The organism is Bradyrhizobium sp. Kon37, assembly GCF_055807535.1.
Window position 1 is genome coordinate 1 of record NZ_JBVVOY010000038.1, and the last position, 20,652, is coordinate 20,652.

Here is a 20,652-nt window from a genome sequence, read left to right on the forward strand (position 1 = left end):
ATGGCCAGCGGTCATGAGTACCGCACAAGAAGGCCGAACACATGGCTGCTCCGACCAACGCCGCAAGTGAAGATTCTTCTTGCCAACCCGGAGCCGTACGTCCGGCGACTGTCTTGTTTCGCCCGCTGTCAGGACAAAACTGGACTTGCGTGGCAACTTCACGTGGTCCAGCCAGCAAACCAGCCGAAGTCGCAATCGGTGGACGATAGCCAGACCTTGCCGACGACAGTGACCATCACTCAACCCTCTACGCGGCTGAACTTGTCTTGGTGCGCGCTCGAAGTGCACTGCTGGCGTCTTACCGAAACCCGCGAAGTATCGGACGTTAGCGCATTAGCACGCAGCGCTCCCGCCCATATTAGCCCTTGATGAAGGACACTCGAGCCCTGCTGGTCGTACCAAGCCGAGAGCTTCCATCATTGCCGCGCTTCATTCATTTCCCTGCCTCTCTCCTACTCTGTCGTCAGGGGGCTTTCTTTGCGGGTTGCCGTAAGCTTCTTCGCCGCCGTTCCTTCGCCAGCCTCTTGCCGGCAATCGGCATCAGCATCTCCTCCTCTCCCGCTACGTCCGCTTGACGCCGCTGTTGAGAGGCAAGCGGCGGTCACACCCGCCCACTACACCGGCAGTATCAGCGCCACCACATCTCCGGCGCGCAGCGTCTGGCCAGGCTTCACAGGCACCGACGCAATCAGGCCCGCTGCGGGTGAGAGCACGCTAATCTCCATCTTCATCGACTCGATGATCGCGAGCACGTCGCCGGCGGCGACCTCGGCGCCGTTCTCGACCAGGACCTTCCAAATGTTGCCCGGCACTTCCGAGAACGCTCCAACCTGGCCCTCCGGAATCCCTGTCGCCAAGGCGCTCGCATCAATCGGCTCCGGGGGTACCTCGTCGAGCTTCATCTCGCGCCAGCGCTGGCGCTCGGCATTGAATGCTGCCTGCTGGGTTGCCTTGAACGCTGCGATCGACGGCCGCGCCTCGGCCAGTGTCCTCGCATAGTCAGCGTAGGAGAACTCGCCCTCGTCGATCTTGATGTCGTACTGGCCGTGCGGGAATGCGGCGCGCGCGTCCAGCAATTCGTCGGGGTCGACCGGGAAGAAGCGAATCTTGTCGAAGAACCGCAACAGCCAGGGGTGATCGGGCTTGAACGCCGGGGTCGTGCGCCAAGCGTTCCAGACCTGGATAGTGCGGCCGAACAGCTGGTAGCCGCCTGGCCCTTCCATGCCGTAGATGCACATATAGGCGCCGCCGATTCCAACGGCGTTCTCGGGCGTCCAGGTCCGCGCCGGGTTGTACTTGGTGGTCACCAGCCGATGCCGTGGGTCGAGCGGCGTCGCCACCGGTGCACCGAGATAGACGTCGCCCAGTCCGAGCACGAAGTAATCCGCATTGAACACGATGCGACGGACGTCTTCCTCGCTGGCGAGCCCGTTGATGCGGCGAATGAACTCGACATTCGACGGGCACCAAGGCGCATCCGCCCGCACCAGTTCCTGATACTTGCGCATCGCAAGCTCGGCTTCCGGGTCGCGCCACGACAGCGGCAGATGCACGGTGCGGCTCGGCACCCGCATCGCATCGACCGGCGGCAATTCGCGCTCGATCCGCCTGAGCATGTCAAGCAGCTTTTGTCGCGGCAACGCTGTGCTGTCATAATGGATCTGCAGCGAGCGGATGCCAGGCGTGAGGTCGATCAGGCTGCCAAGCTTCGCTTCTTCCAGCGCCTGCGCCAGCACATGCACGCGCAGCCGCAACGCGATGTCAAGCTCCATCGGGCCATACTCGACCAGCAGATTGTCGTCGCCGGCGCGCCGGTAGACCACAGGAATCGGGCCGTCGTCGTTGCGTCCGACAACCGCCGCGCCGAGCTCGGGCGCCCGCAGCACCGTGGGGCCCGCGACCGGATCGTCGCGTTTCACCGGCGCGAAGCGAACTGTGTTGCCGGGCCTGAGCTGGCCAATTTTCCAGAGCTCGTCGCGCGCGATAACTGCCGGACAGACGAAGCCGCCGAGACTCGGTCCGTCAGGGCCGAGAATGATCGGCATGTCGCCGGTGAAGTCGATCGAGCCGATCGCATAGGCGTTGTCGTGGATGTTCGACGGGTGCAACCCGGCCTCGCCGCCGTCGGCACGGGCCCACCGCGGCTTCGGACCGATCAGCCGCACGCCCGTGCGCGCGCTGTTGAAGTGCACCTCGTAGCTCGCCGCAAACAGCGTCTCGATGTCCTCGTCGAGAAAGAAGTCCGGCGCGCCTTGGGGGCCATAAAGCACGCCGATCTGCCAGGCCGAGACGAGCTCTGGCTGCTCGCTCTCCTCTGCGCGTCGCGGGGCTGCAAGGCTCGGCGTCGCGGCACCGATATGCAGCACGTCGCCCGCCTTCAGCGAACCCGTCGCATGGCCACCGAACGCACCGAGCGCAAACACCGCGCGCGATCCGAGGATCTCCGGCACGTCGAATCCGCCGCGCACGGCAAGATATGTCCGGTGGCCCGGCCCCTGAATGCTGCCGATGACGAGCGTCTGGCCCGCCCCCACTGCGACCGGCTCGCCATAGGCCACCTCGGCACCGTCGAGCGACGACTTCATCCGGGCGCCCGAGAGCGCGACGGTCGCGTCGGTGTTGAAGCGCAAGGTGGGTCCGTTGACGGTCAACTCGAGCGCAGTCGTGGTTTCCGGGTTGCCCACCACGCGATTGGCGAGGCGGAAAGACCGCTCGTCCATCGGCCCGCTCGGCGGCACGCCGACATGCCAGAGATGCAGCCGGCCAGGTAATTCCTGCACGCCGCTCTGCGCGCCGGGTGCGACGACGTCGATAGTGTGTGGACTATACGCAAACGCGCCGAGCACGCCGGTCGCGACCTGCCCACTCCGAAATACCTCGGATGCCGCAATCGCGCGCAGATAGGCCAGATTTGTCTCGATACCAGCCACGACCGTGTCATCCAGCGCCTGCGTCAGCTTCGCAATCGCGGCATCACGCGTCTCGGCCGAGACGATGATCTTGGCCAGCATCGGATCGTAGAACGGCGACACTTCCGTGCCGGTCTCGATCCAGCCGTCGATCCGCGCGGCCGGCGAAAAGCTGACCTGGGTCAGCCGCCCTGCGGACGGACGGAAGCCTGCGCCCGGATTCTCTGCGTACAGCCGCACCTCGATCGCCGAGCCCTTTGGCGTGAGCGCGTCGGCTTGGCCCAGCACATCCTCCCCGGCCGCCTGCCGGATCATCCATTCGACCAGATCGACACCATAGACCAGCTCGGTGACGGGATGCTCGACCTGCAGACGGGTGTTCACCTCGAGAAAGTAGAAGTCCTCGCGCTCGACGTCATAGATGAACTCCACGGTGCCTGCGGATTCATAAGCGACCGCCTTGCCAAGCGCGACCGCCGCCGCATGAAGCCGCCGCCTGGTGTCGGCGGAGAGACCGGGCGCGGGCGTCTCCTCAAAGACCTTCTGGTTGCGACGTTGCAGCGAGCAATCGCGTTCGCCGAGCGCGACCACGTCACCCTTGCCGTTGCCGAAGATCTGCACCTCGATATGGCGTGCCGCAGCGACGAACCGCTCGAGATAGACCCGCGCGTCGCCAAAGCTTGCTCGCGCGGTGCGCTGCACCGAGGCGAACCGTTCGCGCAAGGTCGCCATGTCGTGGCAGAGCTGCATGCCGATACCGCCGCCCCCCGCTGTGCTCTTCAGCATCACGGGAAAGCCGATCAATTCGGCCTGCTGTACCGCCTCGTCGATGGTCTCGAGCAGGCCGGAGCCCGGCAGCAGCGGCACGCCACTTTGCTCGGCGAGCTCGCGCGCCTTGTGCTTGAGGCCAAAGGCGTCGAGATGCTCAGGCCGGGGCCCAATGAACTTGATCCCGTGCTCGGCAAGCAACTCAGAAAAGCGGCGGTTCTCCGACAGGAAACCGTAGCCGGGATGCACGGCATGCGCGCCGGTTGCAAGGCAGGCTGCCACAATCGCATCGACATTGAGGTAGCTCTCGACGGCCGGTGCCGGGCCGATCCGTACCGCCTCGTCAGCGTCGAGCACCGGCCGCGTGAAACGGTCGGCGTCGGAATAGACCGCAACGGAGCCGATGCCCATGCGGTACAATGTTTTGCCGATCCGTCCGGCGATCTCGCCGCGGTTGGCAATTAGGACCTTGGTGAACATGCCTCAGGCCTCCGGCTCGAACGTCATGACATCGAAGATCGTGACCTGCACCGGTGTCGGGAAGAAACCGTTGCAGGGATTGTTGATCTGCGGACAGTTCGAGATCAGGCAGAGCACGTCCATCTCGGCCGTCAGCTCGATGGCATCGCCAGGTTTGGAGACGCCATCGACCACGGTGAAATTACCGGAGGGATCAATGGGCACGTTCATGAAGAAGTTCAGGTTCGGCACGATGTCGCGCTTCGACATGCCATATTTCGCGGCTTCCAGCACGAAGTTCTCGCGGCAGGCGTGCTGGTAGCGGGTCTGGTGGCCGAACCGCACGGTATTGCTTTCGCACGAGCAGGCGCCCGCCGACGTGTCGTGCAGGCCGCAGCTATCCGCCGTAACGCGCAGCATCACCCGGTCTTCATTGGACATGATCCTGGTACCGAGGCCGACATAGGCCGAGCCCTGGGCACGCAGCGTATCCTGGCCGCTGTAGCGCTCGTGATGGTCGTCGGCACGATAGAACAGGGTATCGACCGCCTGTTGGCCATGAGTATCCGTGATCCGCAACGTCTGTCCTTTGCGGATGATGGCCGACCAAGGCTTGCGTGCGGGAATTTCGACGTCGAGAACGACGCGGCCGCGGCTCCGAGCGGATTGGGTGGTCATCGCACGGCTCCTTCCAGGGTCCGCCCGAAATACAGGGCATTGTTCTCAAAGGCACGGATCGCCTCCGCGGTCGCGGTACGGCACAAATCGTCAGCTGCGGGCGCAGCGGCGCGATAGCGCACGACCTCCACGCTCGCTTGCGGATAGGTTTCCGCCGGATCGAGCGGATGCGGACAGTTCGAAAGCGCAACCAGCAGGTCCAGCTCCGCGCGCAGATCAAGGAAGTCGCCCTTTTCCCGGCGAGCATCGAACCAGACAAACCTGCCGTTGCCGTCAATCGCGACCGGCGCGAAGAAGCTGACGCAGGGATGCAAGTCGCGGCGATCAAGCCCAAGCTTCGCCGCGGCCAGGATGAAATTGTCGCGGGTGTTGCGGAAAGCGCCTTCGCCGTATTTCGCCTGATTGGTCGCCACGGTCGAGCCGCCGACGAGGGCATCATGCGCGGCACTGGTATCCTCCGTGATGCCGAGCAGCGCACGCCCCATGTCGGACAGCAGCACGCGTCCCTTTTGCAGCCGGGCCGCCCACTGTACCTTGATGGTGTCGGCGTGGTTGAGCCGCTCAGAGGGATCGGCGGCATTCCAGGCCAGCAGGCTGACGGTCGATGTCCCCGAATTGTTGACGATGCGCAGCGCCTCGCCGCGCTTCAGCCGTGTCGTCCAGTACCAGCCGGCCGGAATCGTTTCCCGGTGAATGACCGCGGCGGCCGCGATCGGCGCGACGTCGCGCGAGGTTGGCTCCGGCAGCGCACGCGGCGCGTGCTCTTGCCCCGCTGCCTTTAATTCGTTGTAACGGCGCGTATGCGCCGCGACCTCGGCCTTCTGTTCCAGTGTGAGGATCATGGTTGCTCCTTCGAGACGAGAGCGCCGGGACGTCCTGGCTGATGCTCCTTGCCTGACCGGGTCGTCCCGATCGGAGCTGGTTGAACTAACGACCGCAGCTCTGCGCTGCGGCGTGGAAAGATCTCGAGGTCGCGCGACACGGTGGCGCCGTAGCGATCACGCTCCTCGGGGCGGTTGCGCTGCCGTTCCAGTGCGATCACGCGTGTGGCGAGCCCGAACGCCTCGCTGAGGTCGTGCGTCACCATCACGACGGTCAGATGAGTCTCGTTCCACAATCGCCTCATCAGCACATGAATATCGGCGCGAATCCCCGGATCCAATGCACCGAACGGTTCGTCGAGCAGCAGGATCTTTGGCTCGCGCATGATCGCTTGCGCCAGCGCGAGCCGCTGTTGCATGCCGCCCGACAGCGCGGTCGGATATTTGTTCTCCTGTCCGCCGAGCCCAACCTCGGCAAGCAGCTTCATGGAGTCGTCGGCAGCAGCGCGGCGCCGGGCGCCGAACAGCCGGGCTGCAAATTTGGCATCGCGCAATTCGCGGCCGAGCATGACGTTCTGCAGCACGGTCAGATGCGGAAAGACCGAGTAGCGCTGAAAAACGACGCCGCGATCGGCGTCCGGTTCGGCGGGCAGGACCTTGCCGCCGACCAGGATCTGCCCGCGGCTCGGCTGTTCCTCGCCGAGCAGCATGCGGAGCAGCGTGGTCTTGCCGCAGCCGGACGGGCCGACCAGCGCGACGAAGGCGCGCGGCGCGACCTCCATCGTGATGCGCTCCAGCACGATGTGGTCGCCGTATTCCTTCCAGACGTCGTCGAAACGGATCGCGCTCATTCCGCCCTCACCGAGGCAAACCAGGGAAACAGCCTGCGCTGCATGACGCGCAGGCCGGCATCGATCAGAAACGCCAGCACCGTGATCCAGGCGACGTAGGGAATGATGACATCCATTGCGAGATAGCGGCGCACCAGGAAGATCCGGTAGCCAAGCCCGGAATCCGAGGCGATCGCCTCAGCTGCGATCAGGAACAGCCAGGCGGGCCCGAGCTGCAGACGCAGCACGTCGATCAGCCGCGGCAGGGTTTGCGGCATCGCGACGCGCAGCGCGATCTGCCAGGTCGAGGCGCCGAGCGTCTGCGCCTTGACGATCTGCTCGCGCGGCAGCTCCTGCACCTTCATGGCTAGATCGCGGGTCATGCAGGGCAGCGTCCCGATCACGATCAGCGCGATCTTCGCGTTTTCTCCCAGCCCCATCACGATGAACAGGATCGGCAATAATGCCAGCGGCGGCACCATCGAGGTGACGGACACGAACGGCCCGAGCAGCGCGTTGGCGCCCGGCAAAAGCCCGATCACGATGCCGATGACCAGCGCCGCCACCGTCGATATCGCCAGCGCCGATCCTAGTCGCCCGAGGCTCGCGACGGTGTCGGAGGCCATCAGATAGGTGCCGGTGCGCGGGTCGACTTCAAACGCCATCTGCTTGACGGCCTGCACCATGTTGGGCAGCGCCGGCAGCAGCTTATCGTTCGGGTTTTGCTCGAGCCGTGCGCTGGAGCCAGCGAAGTAGGCGATTGCGACCAATAGGAACGGCAGCGCGAGCAGATAGAATCGCGTCTGCCGTCCCGGCCGTATGTTCACTAATCGCATGGTCGGCTCCTGCCTGATGTGGTGCTAAGCAAGGCGTTTTCGCGCGAGGCCTGTCCCGGACTTGATCCGGGTGGTTACCGCTTCGCGCGAGGAAGGCGCGTCAAGCAAGGGTCAGAGCTTGCCCTTGGCGGCTTCGTCCATGTAAGTCGGATCGAAGCGCAGCTTGACGTTCGACTTGTCGCCCAGCACCGACTTGTCGGCGAGCTCAATACCGACCGCGTCGGCCGATTTCGCGCCCTTGCCGAGCAGGTCCTTTTCAAACAGGAACTTGCGGACGCGGTCCATGGTCACGCCGACCGTCTGGCTCCGCGTAAACGCCTCGGCATCCGCTGCCCTGTCGAACAGTTTTGTCGTTGAGAGCTGGCTGTCGAAACCGGCGAGGTCAGTACCCGAGGCCTTGGCCATCGCTTCCTTGGCGACCTTCGCGGCGGGATCGTTCGCCATCATTTTTGAGATCGTCTCGTACCAGATCCCGACCAGCGCCTTGGCAAAATCGGGATTGTCCTTGGCGACCGCTGTGTTCACCACCATCAGGTCCATGATCTCGCCGGGGATTTGCGAGGAATCGAACACCTTCTTGGCGTCGTGCGAGGCGAGGATCTCTGTCACGATCGGATTCCAGGTCACCACCGCGCTGACATCAGGCGTGTTGTAAGCAGCCGCGATATCGGCGTCGGAGGTGTTGATGACCTTGACGTCCTTCTCGCTCAGCTTGCTGGTCTCGAGCGCGCGCGCCAGCAGATAATGCGAGACCGAGAACTCGACCAGGTTGACGGTCTGGCCCTTGATTGCTGCGAGGTCGGCCTTGTTCTTGAGGATGACGGCATCGTTGCCGTTGGAGAAATCGCCCATCACGATTGCGGTGGTGTCGACGCCGCCGGCAGCAGGGATCGACAGCGCGTCCATGTTGGTGATGGTGACGGCGTCATAGCCGCCGGCGGTGTACTGATTGATCGACTCGACGTAGTCGTTGAACTGCTTGACCTCGATCGTGATGCCGTATTTGTCGGCCCACTTCTTGACGACGCCAGTGTCGGCCGCATAGCCCCATGGCATCCACCCGACATAGATCGACCAAGCGACCTTGAAGCTCTTCTTCGGCGCGGCGTCGGCTCCTGATACGGCCGCGAGTGCAACCGCGCAACCAATAGCAACAGAGCGAATGAAGAAACTGAATTTGAGCATTGCCGATCCCTCTTGCGAAATTTCACAAAAAGGGACTGGCGAAAAGACCATCGCTCCGCCAATCCCTTGGCTAACGAGGTCTCCCGGGCTTTTATCCCGCCGTGCACCTGCGGGGATGTCTCCCCCGCAAGCGGCTGCTCTCGGACCAGCACCTTGTCTTACAAGGTCGGAACCCTAGCAACCAACTCGGCGGCTTTGATGCACGAGCCGTGCCAGAGTGCCGGTAGTTGAATCTCATGAGGTTTTCGGCACGCCCGGTTCGGCCGCGACGGCGTTCTGCCCAAAAGCCGCGCAGGCCTGCCCAGATTTGGCTCTGTCTTTTCTCCATGAGCTCTCCCAGGATCGCCCCATCGCGAATGTCGAGGGAAGTCCGATGCGCGAGCTTCTGAGCGCTCTCTGCGGTTGCCTCTGGCGGGGACTGCACGGCCGCTTCGGCCTGCTGCCGACGTGTGACGTGAAGGGCCGGCGCGCCTAGCGCAGCACCTGGACGACGCGGATGCGCGGCGCACTCATCCGGTCATCGCCGACGCCGGATCAGTCGCTTTGTGATGCGCTTCCCCACACCACCCAGACCTGCGATATCTCATCCGATCCTTCGCGTGAGGCAGTTCATGGGCCTCGCAACCAGGAGGCGCCGAGATTGGCCGCGACTCTCAGTCGCATTCGAGGAAACTCAACTTCGTCTAGACACCGGGAACAATTCGACGCCGCTCTCTTTCCGCCACGGCCGCGTCTACTTACATCGATCGCCTTTGGCTCTTGGCAGCCGCCAAAGGCATGCGGCGGAGCCCGACGGTCTGTACAAGGGTTGAATGACATAGCCACGCGCAGCAAACAGTCGCTTCCATAGATACCCGATGCCGGGGTGCCACCGAAGTGCCGCCTACCGCGCTGCCCCCATCACAGCGCCTCGACAGAAATTCAAGGCGAGGCGTCCATAGAGAGGGCCGCTTCCCGGCTCTGACGCAGCGAGGCGGTACGAACTTCCGAGAGTACGGAAAATTTCGATCATCTCCATCAATTCATGATGCGTCAGCGTCAAATGAAGACTGGCGTGCGACAGCAGCAGGGCCTGAATGCCAATGTTGATCATGACGGGCCTGCCTTTGCGCACGGCAGCGGCATGATTTGCGCGAGATAAGCGCGTCGTTTCAACGGGGCCCGCGGTTCGCGTCTGGCGGAGAGACGCGTCGACAAAGGCTCCCTCGATCCAAAATTCCGCTGACTTCCAGCACCTGGGAAAAGTGCCCGGGGGACCGGTCGCCGACCGCCCGGCCTGACTCGCTCTTCTTCACGGGCGAATATCAATCTGACAACCTACACACACGTATGATTCAAAGCTCCCTGAGCTGACGGCACTCTGCCGCCGCTGGACAATCCAGTTGCTCAAGGACTCGAGAAGCAATGTCGTCACAAACGCAGACATCGGCCCCGTCGGGCGTGCGAAGCACCAAGTTGCCGCGCCACGACCAGACATTTCCGGCTCCGACCGGAGCTGAGATCGAGCGCATGCGGCGCTTCGGTGAAGTACGCCGCTACTTCGACGGCGACCTGCTTTTCGAGACAGGAAAAGCCGGTCTCGGCATGTTCGTCGTGTTGTCCGGTCATGTCGCGATCACCAAAAGGGACGGTTTCGGCAACCTCACTCCGGTAACCGATCAGGGAGCGGGCCAGTTCGTCGAAATCGGCCAATTGTCAGGCCGTGCGGCGCTGATTGACGGGCGAGCAGAAGGCGACGTCGAAGCCATCTTGATTTCCCCCGAAAGGTTGCGGGCTTTGCTGATCGCGGAGGCCGATCTCGGTGAGCGCATCATGCGGGCGCTCATTCTCCGCCGCGTCAATCTCATTCAGGGGGCCGTAGGCGGCCCCGCCTTGATAGGCCCTGCAAATTCAAGAGACGTCATCAGGTGGCAAGGATTCCTGACCAGGAACGGTCACCCGCACCATCTGCTCGATCCGTGCGCAGACAAGGACGCGTCCGATCTTGTGGCGCGCTACACGCCGTCGCCCAGCGATCTGCCGCTGGTCGTGGCTCCGGACAGGTCGGTGCTTCGCAATCCGTCCCTGTCGGAGCTCGCGCATGCGCTAGGCATGATCGTCCGTTACGCAAAGGAGACACTCTATGATGTCGCCATTGTCGGCAGCGGCCCCGCCGGGCTCGCGACCGCGGTCTACGCGGCGTCGGAAGGTCTGGCGGTCGCGGTGTGCGACTCCAGAGCGTTCGGTGGCCAGGCCGGAGCGAGTGCGCGCATCGAGAATTATCTCGGATTTCCGACCGGTATTTCCGGAATGGCGTTGACTGCCCGGGCGTTCAACCAGGCGCAGAAGTTCGGCGCGGGCATGATGATTCCCGTCACCGTAAAGTCGCTGGACTGTTCAAGGTCGGATGGCGCGTTCAAGTTGAGCCTCGACGACGGGGAGGTCATGTGCGCGAAGTCCGTCGTCGTCGCCAGCGGCGCCCGCTGTCGTCATCCCGAGATCGAACGCCTGAGCGAGTACGAGCGACGCGGGGTCTGGTATTGGGCGTCTCCGATCGAAGCGCGACTGTGCTCGGATCAGGAAGTCGTGCTCGTCGGCGGAGGGAATTCGGCGGGACAGGCCGCTGTGTTTCTCTCCGCATTCGCACGGAAGGTTCACATGCTGATCCGTGGCGGAGGATTGGCCGCCAGCATGTCGCGATATCTGATCGAACGCATCGAAGCGACGCCGAACATCGAGCTCGTCTTCAACACCGAAGTCGTGTCCCTAGGGGGGATAGTGAGACCGGTCTAGCTCAGGTGACGACCCGCAGCCCGCTATCCGGAGAGCAGGCGACTTCCGACATCCGCAATCCGTTTCTGTCCGTCGGGGCCGATCCCGCCACCAATTGGCTGCAGGATTGCGGGGTCACGCTCGATCGAGCGGGCTTCGTCACCACGGGTCTGCCTGTGCATGGACGGGTCGTGCAGACGCTCGAAACGTCGGTGCCGGGCATCTTCGCGGTCGGAGACGTGCGCTCCGGCTCTGTGAAGCGTGTCGGCGGCGCCATCGGCGAAGGCGCACAAGTGGTCGCAGCGCTTCACGGCTTTCTGGGCGAAGCAGCAGCGGGCGCCTTGGTTTGAAAGCTTTCTACTGAACCCAGGTAGACATTAGAGAGTGCCATTTCCCCGAGGGACCCAAAGGCAGCGACTTCGCGGCGCCACCGGATAGACCTGAGCCGGTTTCCGGCGTCGTCTCATTCTCAAATTTGCGCTGACCAACACTCCCTGCATTTGCAGATCGTGCCAGACCAGAAATCGCCCAAAGGTCGCGTCTAGCTGGTTCGATCTCTGAAGGATAGAAAAAAGGTAGGACATGAACACAGGCAACGCCATCATCAGAATTGGTGATGGGCCGCAGAAAGCGCTTCCCAAGTGAAGCGCCGGGTAGCGCGACAATCAGGTGAAGTGGCCGCTCTGGATATTCCGCATGCGCCTCGCCTGCGCAAGCGAACGAAAGAAGAGCTGCAAGGATGAAGAGGCGACGAAGCATTTTGGGCTGGTTCACTGTTTCACGAAGGACACCGCGGTCTGCCGAAGTATCACCTGATCGTGCGCCGGGCGAGCGATCGGACAAATGCCAGTTTGGCCAGCCGTATCTTCGCTCCGTAGCGCGAGCTGTTTAGCCCACCCCTTAGTGCCAACCGAACGTCTCCGCAACGGACACGATGCGAACCTGCCATTCGGTCACGCAGAACTCGCCCGCGACCGCGGTGCTCCGTCAGTGGGCTGCCTATTCGCGCGCCACTGACGCTCGAGCTTGAGATACTCTTCCTGGCAGCGGAGAACGGCCTCGTCCCAACCCTTGTCGCCAAGGCTGAATTTGACCCGGAGCGCCGATGCTTCAAATCCCGGAGGCGCAACCACCGAAACCGACATTCGGTCCTACCCACAGCTCAAAGAGCCGATGATCTATCTGCCCGCGCCACCTATACGAACAGATAGAAAGCAGCTTCCGCACTCTCGCGCGGAGCCAAGACAATTTGGAACCTTCAGAGCAGCACGTCGAACATCTGTAGCGTCGTGCAGCCTCCCGCTCTTGAAGGATCGAGCAGACATCCCTGAGCGAAGCACCGTCTCTAAGCCGGGCGGCCTAAGTTGATTTTGGTCATGTGCAAAGTTCACTCTTGTACGCTCTCTATGCGCGAGCTTCGCTTGTGCCGGGAAGCGCCTCGCGCCCTTCAACGTGGCCGCCACGAATACAGTTTCGTCCGTCCGCCTTCGCTTGATAAAGCATCAGGTCAGCATCCCGGAGCCTGCCGACAATTCCCTCCGCCGTATCTCCGCCCGCCACACCGATGCTGATTGTCACGACGCCATATGTGCTGGCTTCATGCAACATCTTCTGGCTCGCGACGACCGACCGCAACTTCTCCGCCACCAAAATTGCCTGGTCGACGGAGGTGTCAGGCACAATCACTGCAAATTCCTCCCCACCGTAGCGCGCGACAAGGTCGCTTGCGCGCCGGATATTCTCGGACAGCACCCGCGCCACCGCCTGAATGCAGGCGTCGCCTGCACCATGACCGTACGAGTCGTTGTAGCTCTTGAATTTGTCGATATCGATCATCAGAACTGAGAGCTCTGTTCCAGCCCGTTGAGCCCTGGCCCACTCGCGCTCCAACGTTTGATCAAACCTTCGGCGGTTGGCGATTCCCGAGAGCGCGTCCGTTTCCGAAAGGCTCCTGAGCTGTTCGTTGAGGCCTGTCAGTTGCTCTTCGGCTGCTTTGCGCTTTGAGATGTCACGGACAACGGCAACGATCTCGGGCTCACCGCTCTTCTCACGCACCGCGAAGCTGAAGTGCGCTTCCAGCCAGATCGGCGTGCCGTCCTTTCGGTACGCGAGATATTCACACATGCCATCCCGGTTGTCCGGGCCAAGGCCGCGGACCAAGGATTGGACCATGGGCAGGTGCGCAGGATGAATGTGCACATGCGATGTCTCGCGCATGATCTCCGCAACCGTGTAACCGAGCAGCTTCTCGATAGATGGCGAGGCGTAGAGACGACGACCGTTGGGCGTGAGCCGCGTAACGACGTCCTGCACGTTCTCCGCGAGTAGACGGTAGCCCCGCTCGCGTTCGCGAAGCGCCCGCGCCATGACCGCTCTGGCGCGGGACTGGAACGCCAATATGGAGGCCAACGCAATGAGCACTAGCGATACGCCGCCAGCCATAAAAAAATCGAACCGGCGATTCTCTTCCCAAATAGCCAGCACGTCTGCGTCTGCCAAGGAGACCGAGACTATGACCGGAAAATCAGGAGCCACCTCATAGGCGAACTGCTTTTGGCGACCATCAAATGGCGAGATGATCTGATGGAGTCCCGTCGTCGATTGCAAGAGCCAGTGCTTGAACAGGCTGGTGTCGCTCAGGCTTTTGCCTATTTCGCTGTCGCGTTGGTGAATGAGGACGATGCCATTCGTCTTCATCAGCGTGACGCCACGGTTCTGATTGATTTCAAAACTTCGGTAAAATGTCTTGAAGTAACTGAGGTCGATTGCGGCGAACACGATGCCGCCGAAACCGCCCTCTCGTGTTGAAAGCCGCTGGCTTACTAACAGGCTCGGCCGCCCCGTAACGCGGGACAGCAGCGGATCGCTGATCCGTATTGTCGGATCGGGGTCTGACTGATGATACTTGAAGTACTCGCGATCAGCATTGTTAACCGCCGGCACTGTCTTGAAAGATGAGTAAAGCCAGTCCCCCTGCTCCGACAGCACACCAATTTCCCGGACCTGCGGTAAGTTGACGGCATATCTGGCGAGCAGGTCGTCGATATCCGCTGACGCTCGGGTCGACCGGTCTGAGTGCTCCACGTACTGCTTGGCTGCCATCAGGGCGAGCGCGACCGCGCCGAAGCTCTTGGACGCATGCTGCGCCAGGGAATGCGTCAGGCCTTCCGTCTCGGAGCCGGCCTTCGCAAACGCAAGTGCCCGTTCCTGCGAAGACTTCCACAGCAGCAGGCTCCAGAGGCTCCCCAACGTGAAGCAGAGGAACACCACGGCAATGCTTAATGGGGATCTGATGTAGCGCAGCACCTGCATCTCCGATCATGCCGCAGGTTGGCATCTCAACGTAAATCGCCGGTTCCTGGCATGGTCCATCGAACGGAAACACGACCGATTGCTTAATACGAAGAAAATATTCGTAGCGCGATTTGGCCAAATTCCGTGTTTTGCGGGTGCCTCGTGCACTCACCCTGAGGAAGTGGACGGCTGCTACCGATGAAGTTAGGGTTGAAGCCATCTCAGGGGGAGACGCCCAATGCCTTACTTGACAGCCGACCAAACCGGAAGCGAGCGCAACGGCAAGGTTCTTGCCGACGTCTTCTGCGCGCTCTTGCTCGCCACTTTCTCCATCGTCTTCTTCGGTTCGCTCGGCGGTCTGGTTGCCTTCGTTGTCGTCGAAGCTTGCCTCCTCGCAATCGATTGGGTTGATCCCAGCAAGGACGATGCGGCAGGTGTTGTTCGTTGATCTAGATTAAAGCCGTCCGTCGCTGTGGCGGTGGACACGATGCTATGAGCGACAAGCCGCCGACCAAGCTGACCGAAAACCAGAGCATTACGCCGTGTAAGCGGGTGCATCCGAACGAGGAACGTTAGTCAGGAGACCACCTCTCCAGCGCGCATGTAGCGGCCCGCGAAGCAAATAAACGTCCTGCTAGAGATACGATGCCACATTGCATTCATGGAACCGGCGAATTGCGAGTGAAGTTCCAGCGCCGTGAAGAGAGATTTCTGATAATACGAAATTTCACTTGCTCCGTCGGGCAAAACAGTGGTTCATAAGGCGCCGGTCCTAGCAGATGATGGAGCCAGCCCTGATGGCAAATGACGTCGACACATCCTCGGAACTGTCCAAAATTGCGAAGCTCAATGGTGACTTCCGCAGGAATTACGGCACTGGACTTCCGTGCGAAAGGTCAAGGAAGGCGAGACTACCAACGATCTCTACGCCTTTCTGACCACGGACGCGAACGCCGAGGCCGGCGCCATCCACCCCAGGGCGATGCCGGTGATCTTGACGACGCCTGAAGAGGTCGAAACCTGGATGACCGCACCGCCCGAACAGGCATTGAAGCTGCAAGGCCCCTTGCCACTCGGCTCGCTCCAGATTGTCGCGCGCGGCATCAAGGAGGATCCCAGTCCGCGGGCGACCTGACCGGTCGCAGCCCGAGTGAGCGAAAGCAATGTAACTGGACTAAACGTTTGCCCTCTTAGGGCCTACACCGCCTTGGGAGTTGAGGTCCCTAGGCGAGCACCCGTCGGGCTTGGACCAAGTGCTGTGTCGCAGCGGCTCGTTGCACGCTGGAGACTACTTCTGCCCCGACGGAGCTTGTGCGTTCGAGTTGTTCGGGTTGTTGCCGTTCTGCTGCTTATTGGCCTCATGATGCCCGATGGCGCAGCCGGCCGCCGCCCCGAGCTTCCCATGTCCCGCCATGTGGCCGGCAATACCGCCCGCGATCGCGCCCTTGATGCATCCTTTGGCCTGCACTGGCGAGGCCAACGCAATTGCGAGCAGGCAGGCAGTGGCGAAGATGGTTTTCATGATGTTCTCCTCCAAGATAACGGCGTGGATCATCAAGTCCGGGCGGGCATCGCCGTCCCGCGAGCAATGTTGCGGGGCATCCGGCTCCCGCGGACTATGCCATCCGGTGAGGCTTGGGGCGTTGCAGTGCGCTCGCGCGTTTCAAGCGCCCAGCCTCGTAGTGGCCGCAGCAGGAGCATCTGAACTCCACCTCGGCGTCACGTGAAATGCTTTTGGGCAGGCTCGCGGCCGCCGGCCATGCGCCGCAGTTCGGGCATTTTACAAGCAGCGTGTCCGTTGCGAGCACGCGTTCTCCGCACCGCTCGGCAACTGCGGGAGATCGGGGACGATCCAGCGAGCCAGGCCGGAGAAGCTGTCCGCTAGAGTGTCGAGTGATCCATCCCGGCAGCTAACTTGGGACGCGCTTAGTCGTCGGGCGCGTCCCTCGCCGCAACGCACTACAATCGAGTGTCTCTGGACTCTGTGGGCGAACCGGCGGGCCGGAACTGGATCGCGCTGGGCCGAAGCAGACCTCCCCGTGACGGAACGAATCAGCGCCACCGCGTTGAATCGGCATGTGTGCCGTGGCGTTGCGTCAGTCTCGTTCGGGAATATCGCGCGTTCCTGGCGCAGCCAAAGCTGCTATCCCTGGTTACATCGAGCCATGTGATCCCACGTTGCGCGAAAAGCCGCCGCGCGGCGAAGACTGGGTCTACGAGATCAAGGCCGACGGCTACCGCGCGCAGCTGCATCTGCAAGATGACGACGCCAAGGTCTATTCGCGTACGGGCCTGGACTGGACCGAACAGTTTTCCTCGATCGCAGCGAGCGCCCACCTTCTCAAGGCAAGCAGCGCGATCATGGACGGCGAAGCGGTGGTGTACGGCAGTAGCGGCCTGCCTGACTTCCAGCAGCTCAGGAGAGAGCTCGGCCGAACGCGCAGCGAGCGTGTGCGCTACCACGCGTTCGATCTCCTATACCTCGACGGGTACGACCTGCGCCGCGTCGTGTACGAGGAACGCAAGCGCCTGCTGCACCAGCTTCTGAAGGATGCACCTGAGACATTCATCTATGTCGAAGCGCTTGCGGCCGACGGCAACGAGGTCTTCAACAAAGGGTGCAAACTGGGGCTTGAAGGCCTCGTCGCCAAACGGCTCGGCGAGCCTTATCGCTCGGGACGGCAGGAGAGCTGGATCAAGCTCAAGTGCAAGAAGAGCGAGACCTTTCCGATTGTCGCGTTCGTAGAGAAGCTAGATGCGCGCCCCCGCAAGGTGGCGTCCCTCTATGTCGGGCGCCACGACCATGGCAAGCTGCTCTACGCCGGCAAGGTGCGTACGGGCTACACTGAGACGACGGCGCGCGAATTGCGCGAGCGGCTTGATCTGTTGATCCGCAAGGCTTCTCCGCTCGATGTGACCGTGAAAAAGCCGAAAGCGACCTGGGTCGAGCCGACACTCGAAATCGAGGTCCAGTATGGCGCGCTGACCGATGACGGCCTGCTCCGCGAAGCCGTGTTCAAGGGTTTTCGCGATGATCTTGCGATGCGAGAGGTCAAGGCGCCGCGACTAGTGCCTTCGGTGGCCGGCCGGCCGAAGCTGGGCGTCCCCCGAGAGAACATCCTACAGCTTCTGCCCGACGCCGTTGTGCCGTCGAAAGAAGAACTCGCCGACTACTGGCGCAGGGTGTGGAAGAAGGCCCTCCCGCACCTTGGCCATCGTCCGCTCAAGCTGGTGCGTCACGTGCACGGCACCACCTTCTATCACAAGGGGCCGCTTCCGAAGGACATTCCGGCCGCCGTGCACCAGCTCCGGATTCAGAAGCGCGAGGGCGGCGAAGGCACGCGCCTGTGGGTCGACAGCCTGGATGGATTCCTTGGGCTGGTCCAGATCGGCGGCGTCGAGCTGCACCCGTGGAATGCGACCGTCGAGGACTTCGAACATGCCGACCGTATCGTGATCGATCTCGATCCCGGCGAGGGCGTCGACTGGGACGCCGTCGTGGAGACCGCGCTCGAGCTGCGCACGCTGATGAAACGAGAAGGTTTCGAGACCTGGCCCAAGCTCACCGGCGGCAAAGGAATTCATCTCATGGCGCCGCTGGATCAACCGGTGCTGCACGACAAGGCGCATCGAGTCGCGCATCAACTCGTGTCCGCCCTCGCAGCTCGCCATCCAGACCGCTATCTCCTGTCTGCCCAGGCAAAGCGTCGCGATCGCATCTTCCTCGATTATCTGCGCAATGGCCGCGGCACAACGGCGATCGGCACCTATTCCCCGCGGGCCCGAGAGAGATTTCCGATCGCTGCGCCCGTGACCTGGAAGCGCATCGAGAGCGGGATCACGCCGGACGCCTTCACCCTAGACAGTCCATTCCGCGTCAAGCCAAGGAGGTGAGCCACGTGTCGGATGTATTCGATCAATGGGTGGAATGCGGAACAAACCTCCCGGTGACAGGCGGAGCATTCCTGCCGAACTCTACGCCGCGGTGATGTCCCTGCCTGAGGCCGATCGCTCCGACCGGCAAAGGGTGAACGAGGTCGCCCGCTACCATGACGAGGCTCGCCGCGAGGGTAGAACCGTATGGCTGTACCTGGACGACTGCGAGGACGGCAGAATGCGCACGATAGGTGACGCCGGATGGATAAAGGTGTTTGCGTCTGCCGATGCGGCCGACAGGTGGTTCAAGGAAAATGACCCTGAAGGCGTGGCCTGGGAACACGAAGTGGAAGGCGGTCCAGCCGGAGGATCGGTCTGGCTCTACTCGCCGCAACCCCGCTCCCGAGACGTTGGAGACTCCGATTGGATCAGGCTCTTTGCCTCCAAAGAGAGCGTGAAGAAATGGGTTGAGGCCAACGAGCCGAAGCGCGATATTTGGGAGTACCCTGTTCAGGAGTGACGCGGATGAGTGCGTTCGTTGACAGCTCGGTCTGGTTTGCCGCCGCCGCCAAGCGGGACGCTCAGAATGGGCGCGCCAAGTCGATCCTCCGGAGCATCGACCAGCACCTTACCAGCGACCTGGTGCTGACCGAGACGTGGCAATTGCTCAAGGCAAAATTCGGACGTGGCGCAAAGTTTCTGGGAGCGGCTCCGCGACCAACGGAGTTTCGAAAACCTCATTGCGCCCGCAGCTGATATTCATCGGCGGTCTTCGGCAGTCGAAGAACAGAGCATTGTCACATCCGACATGGCTTCCAACATGCAGCGTGCATCCGCCGAGTTGGCGGCCTGATCAAACCGGCAAGCAACGTTTTATTGGAGAGCGGGATCGCGCTTGATCCGAGGCTGCTCCTTGCTGCTCGTCCGCCCGTACTGGATGGCTGCGCGCCCCGAGGATAGTCACAGCTATAAGCTCGCCTGGGTCTGATTGTGAGGCCAATCGGGCTCCCTTCACTTTGGACGCCCAGTTTTCCAAACGCTGGGGCGGTACCCCGTTTTGGCCAGTTTGGTCCGCTCTGTTGAGCACGCATTGCCTTAGGCTTACCGATAAAGGTTTTTAGCGGGAAGTCGGCCGAAGCGCCTACCGACTCGGGTACCATCACAAAAAACCATCCGGTTGCGTCGGTGCCTCGCGTTGAGTTTTCAGCTGTCTACATTGAAAATCCTTGCCGGCCAGCCCGATGGTCGTGGCAGCCTTGCGCTGATCAAGCGCCATTTGGCCATATTTTATACGAGCGGGCCAGAATGGATTGCGCGGATGAAGTCGCTTGCTGAGCGGGCTCCGCAGCTGGACATTTTCACGCAAGGGCTCGTAGTGCGAGATGCTGGCGATTGGTCATTACCGACGAAGGGCGTGCCGTCCTTGAAGCACTTGAGAGGCCGGTCTCGGGTGATCCCTCTCATCGGAGGCGACCATCGCGGAAGGCCTCTCTCGCTTGCGCACCGTGCCGGCAAGATCCTTGGAGCGCCGTAAGCGCAGGATAAAAAAGCGCAGACATCGAGGAGGGTCACAGCCGTCTGTCTAAGGGCCTCGGAGCGGCCGGTTTGTCGCTAATCTGCGGTATGCCGGTCATCGGCCCGGATTTGCATCGAGCGCCTCTTGACCCTCAGCGGACCTAACGAGGCACGCCTTTGCGTAGCTGGCTCTCAGGAACGATGAGAACCTCACGTACTTGATAATGGGAAGTTTGCGGATATTCTGACCGAAATGTTTAGCCTTTCCAAGCAGCCGATGAAGATGAGCAAGGTAGACAATTTGCACGACCGGGCCGTGGAAGTCGCGGCAGACACCTACCGGCTGAATTTATTCAATCAACTTACGGGGCGAACGACCCCGAAGGGACCATCTGTCAGCGATGGTGAACTCACCGAAGCCATACGCCAAAGCTTCACGCAGGTGAGCGATGCGAGGTTCCGAGAAATGATCGTGCTATCGACCGACGCTGCCCTCGAAGCTTACGACAGGATTGTATCTGCTGCCTCCAAGTTTTCCCGTCGCCGGCTCTCCAACTGATCGCCCGCTCGCGATGCCGATAGCGAAGCTGGTCGGAGCCAGAGCCCGAATTAGTCCTCGCAACGCGCTCGCCAAACGTCGGCTCTTGGCCCTAACTGGAACATCGGCCTAGGTGGCGCTGACCTACAGTCGCCGTCCTGGGCCATGGTGCTTTTTTGCCCTGTTCCCGCT

14 protein-coding genes, 2 pseudogenes and 1 riboswitch are annotated in these 20,652 nt (G+C 61.9%); of the genes and pseudogenes, 7 read left to right on the top strand and 9 right to left on the bottom strand.

Annotation, left to right across the window (positions count from 1 at the left end; genetic code table 11):
* Positions 1-614: 614 nt before the first annotated feature.
* The 7 genes from uca to AC0L3J_RS35100 form a co-directional block, all read right to left on the bottom strand.
* Positions 615-4,157: an urea carboxylase gene (gene uca / locus AC0L3J_RS35070; protein ID WP_473350111.1), complete on the bottom strand. Its 3,543-nt coding sequence runs from the start codon at positions 4,155-4,157 to the stop codon at positions 615-617.
* Positions 4,158-4,160: 3 nt separating this feature from the next.
* On the bottom strand, positions 4,161-4,814 hold the full coding sequence (locus tag AC0L3J_RS35075; RefSeq protein ID WP_473350112.1) for an urea amidolyase associated protein UAAP2: 654 nt from the start codon (positions 4,812-4,814) through the stop codon (positions 4,161-4,163).
* On the bottom strand, positions 4,811-5,656 hold the full coding sequence (locus AC0L3J_RS35080) for an urea amidolyase associated protein UAAP1 (RefSeq protein ID WP_473350113.1): 846 nt from the start codon (positions 5,654-5,656) through the stop codon (positions 4,811-4,813). Before AC0L3J_RS35080 ends, AC0L3J_RS35075 begins: the two co-directional genes overlap by 4 nt.
* Positions 5,653-6,486 (bottom strand): ABC transporter ATP-binding protein, encoded by an 834-nt coding sequence (locus AC0L3J_RS35085; protein ID WP_473350114.1) that lies wholly within the window; start codon positions 6,484-6,486, stop codon positions 5,653-5,655. Before AC0L3J_RS35085 ends, AC0L3J_RS35080 begins: the two co-directional genes overlap by 4 nt.
* A complete protein-coding gene (locus AC0L3J_RS35090) occupies positions 6,483-7,301 on the bottom strand; it encodes an ABC transporter permease (RefSeq protein WP_473350115.1) in 819 nt (272 codons plus the stop codon). Before AC0L3J_RS35090 ends, AC0L3J_RS35085 begins: the two co-directional genes overlap by 4 nt.
* Positions 7,302-7,412: 111 nt before the next feature.
* Positions 7,413-8,486 carry a putative urea ABC transporter substrate-binding protein gene (locus AC0L3J_RS35095; RefSeq protein WP_473350116.1) on the bottom strand — a complete coding sequence of 358 codons (1,074 nt, stop codon included), beginning with the start codon at positions 8,484-8,486 and terminating at the stop codon, positions 7,413-7,415.
* A 78-nt stretch (positions 8,487-8,564) separates the two neighbouring features.
* A riboswitch (guanidine-I (ykkC/yxkD leader) is annotated at positions 8,565-8,675 on the bottom strand.
* A 694-nt stretch (positions 8,676-9,369) separates the two neighbouring features.
* The gene (locus tag AC0L3J_RS35100) at positions 9,370-9,579 is read right to left on the bottom strand and encodes a hypothetical protein (RefSeq protein WP_473350117.1); all 210 of its coding nucleotides are present in this window, start codon (positions 9,577-9,579) and stop codon (positions 9,370-9,372) included.
* Between the two features lie 311 nt (positions 9,580-9,890).
* Here AC0L3J_RS35100 and AC0L3J_RS35105 point away from each other — a divergent pair.
* Positions 9,891-11,587 (top strand): annotated as a pseudogene (locus AC0L3J_RS35105) (FAD-dependent oxidoreductase).
* A gap of 1,054 nt (positions 11,588-12,641) precedes the next feature.
* Here the strand turns inward: AC0L3J_RS35105 and AC0L3J_RS35110 are convergent.
* On the bottom strand, positions 12,642-14,543 hold the full coding sequence (locus AC0L3J_RS35110) for a diguanylate cyclase (protein ID WP_473350118.1): 1,902 nt from the start codon (positions 14,541-14,543) through the stop codon (positions 12,642-12,644).
* 226 nt (positions 14,544-14,769) lie between these two features.
* On the opposite strand from AC0L3J_RS35110, the gene AC0L3J_RS35115 reads away from it, so the two are divergent.
* Together AC0L3J_RS35115 and AC0L3J_RS35120 are read left to right on the top strand one after the other, a co-directional pair.
* Positions 14,770-14,979, top strand: a complete 210-nt coding sequence (locus AC0L3J_RS35115; RefSeq protein WP_473350119.1) for a hypothetical protein — start codon at positions 14,770-14,772, stop codon at positions 14,977-14,979.
* Between the two features lie 426 nt (positions 14,980-15,405).
* Positions 15,406-15,666: pseudogene (locus AC0L3J_RS35120) on the top strand (SOS response-associated peptidase family protein); the annotation flags it as partial.
* Positions 15,667-15,819: 153 nt separating this feature from the next.
* Here AC0L3J_RS35120 and AC0L3J_RS35125 read toward each other — a convergent pair.
* Positions 15,820-16,053, bottom strand: a complete 234-nt coding sequence (locus AC0L3J_RS35125) for a hypothetical protein (protein ID WP_473350120.1) — start codon at positions 16,051-16,053, stop codon at positions 15,820-15,822.
* 554 nt (positions 16,054-16,607) lie between these two features.
* Between AC0L3J_RS35125 and ligD the strand changes: the two genes are divergently transcribed.
* From ligD to AC0L3J_RS35145, 4 genes are all read left to right on the top strand, one after another.
* Positions 16,608-18,425, top strand: a complete 1,818-nt coding sequence (ligD, locus tag AC0L3J_RS35130; RefSeq protein WP_473350121.1) for a DNA ligase D — start codon at positions 16,608-16,610, stop codon at positions 18,423-18,425.
* A gap of 34 nt (positions 18,426-18,459) precedes the next feature.
* A complete protein-coding gene (locus AC0L3J_RS35135) occupies positions 18,460-18,927 on the top strand; it encodes a hypothetical protein (RefSeq protein WP_473350122.1) in 468 nt (155 codons plus the stop codon).
* A 5-nt stretch (positions 18,928-18,932) separates the two neighbouring features.
* Positions 18,933-19,163: a hypothetical protein gene (locus AC0L3J_RS35140; protein ID WP_473350123.1), complete on the top strand. Its 231-nt coding sequence runs from the start codon at positions 18,933-18,935 to the stop codon at positions 19,161-19,163.
* 1,012 nt (positions 19,164-20,175) lie between these two features.
* The gene (locus AC0L3J_RS35145) at positions 20,176-20,481 is read left to right on the top strand and encodes a hypothetical protein (protein ID WP_473350124.1); all 306 of its coding nucleotides are present in this window, start codon (positions 20,176-20,178) and stop codon (positions 20,479-20,481) included.
* Positions 20,482-20,652: the final 171 nt, after the last annotated feature.

Excerpts from the sequence above, each read along its gene's own strand:
- uca (WP_473350111.1), bottom strand. The coding sequence starts at position 4,157 with ATGTTCACCAAGGTCCTAATTGCCAACCGCGGCGAGATCGCCGGACGG.
- AC0L3J_RS35075 (WP_473350112.1), bottom strand. The coding sequence starts at position 4,814 with ATGACCACCCAATCCGCTCGGAGCCGCGGCCGCGTCGTTCTCGACGTC.
- AC0L3J_RS35080 (WP_473350113.1), bottom strand. The coding sequence starts at position 5,656 with ATGATCCTCACACTGGAACAGAAGGCCGAGGTCGCGGCGCATACGCGC.
- AC0L3J_RS35085 (WP_473350114.1), bottom strand. The coding sequence starts at position 6,486 with ATGAGCGCGATCCGTTTCGACGACGTCTGGAAGGAATACGGCGACCAC.
- AC0L3J_RS35090 (WP_473350115.1), bottom strand. The coding sequence starts at position 7,301 with ATGCGATTAGTGAACATACGGCCGGGACGGCAGACGCGATTCTATCTG.
- AC0L3J_RS35095 (WP_473350116.1), bottom strand. The coding sequence starts at position 8,486 with ATGCTCAAATTCAGTTTCTTCATTCGCTCTGTTGCTATTGGTTGCGCG.
- AC0L3J_RS35100 (WP_473350117.1), bottom strand. The coding sequence starts at position 9,579 with ATGATCAACATTGGCATTCAGGCCCTGCTGCTGTCGCACGCCAGTCTT.
- AC0L3J_RS35115 (WP_473350119.1), top strand. The coding sequence starts at position 14,770 with ATGCCTTACTTGACAGCCGACCAAACCGGAAGCGAGCGCAACGGCAAG.
- AC0L3J_RS35125 (WP_473350120.1), bottom strand. The coding sequence starts at position 16,053 with ATGAAAACCATCTTCGCCACTGCCTGCCTGCTCGCAATTGCGTTGGCC.
- ligD (WP_473350121.1), top strand. The coding sequence starts at position 16,608 with ATGTGTGCCGTGGCGTTGCGTCAGTCTCGTTCGGGAATATCGCGCGTT.
- AC0L3J_RS35135 (WP_473350122.1), top strand. The coding sequence starts at position 18,460 with ATGCGGAACAAACCTCCCGGTGACAGGCGGAGCATTCCTGCCGAACTC.
- AC0L3J_RS35140 (WP_473350123.1), top strand. The coding sequence starts at position 18,933 with ATGAGTGCGTTCGTTGACAGCTCGGTCTGGTTTGCCGCCGCCGCCAAG.
- AC0L3J_RS35145 (WP_473350124.1), top strand. The coding sequence starts at position 20,176 with ATGTTTAGCCTTTCCAAGCAGCCGATGAAGATGAGCAAGGTAGACAAT.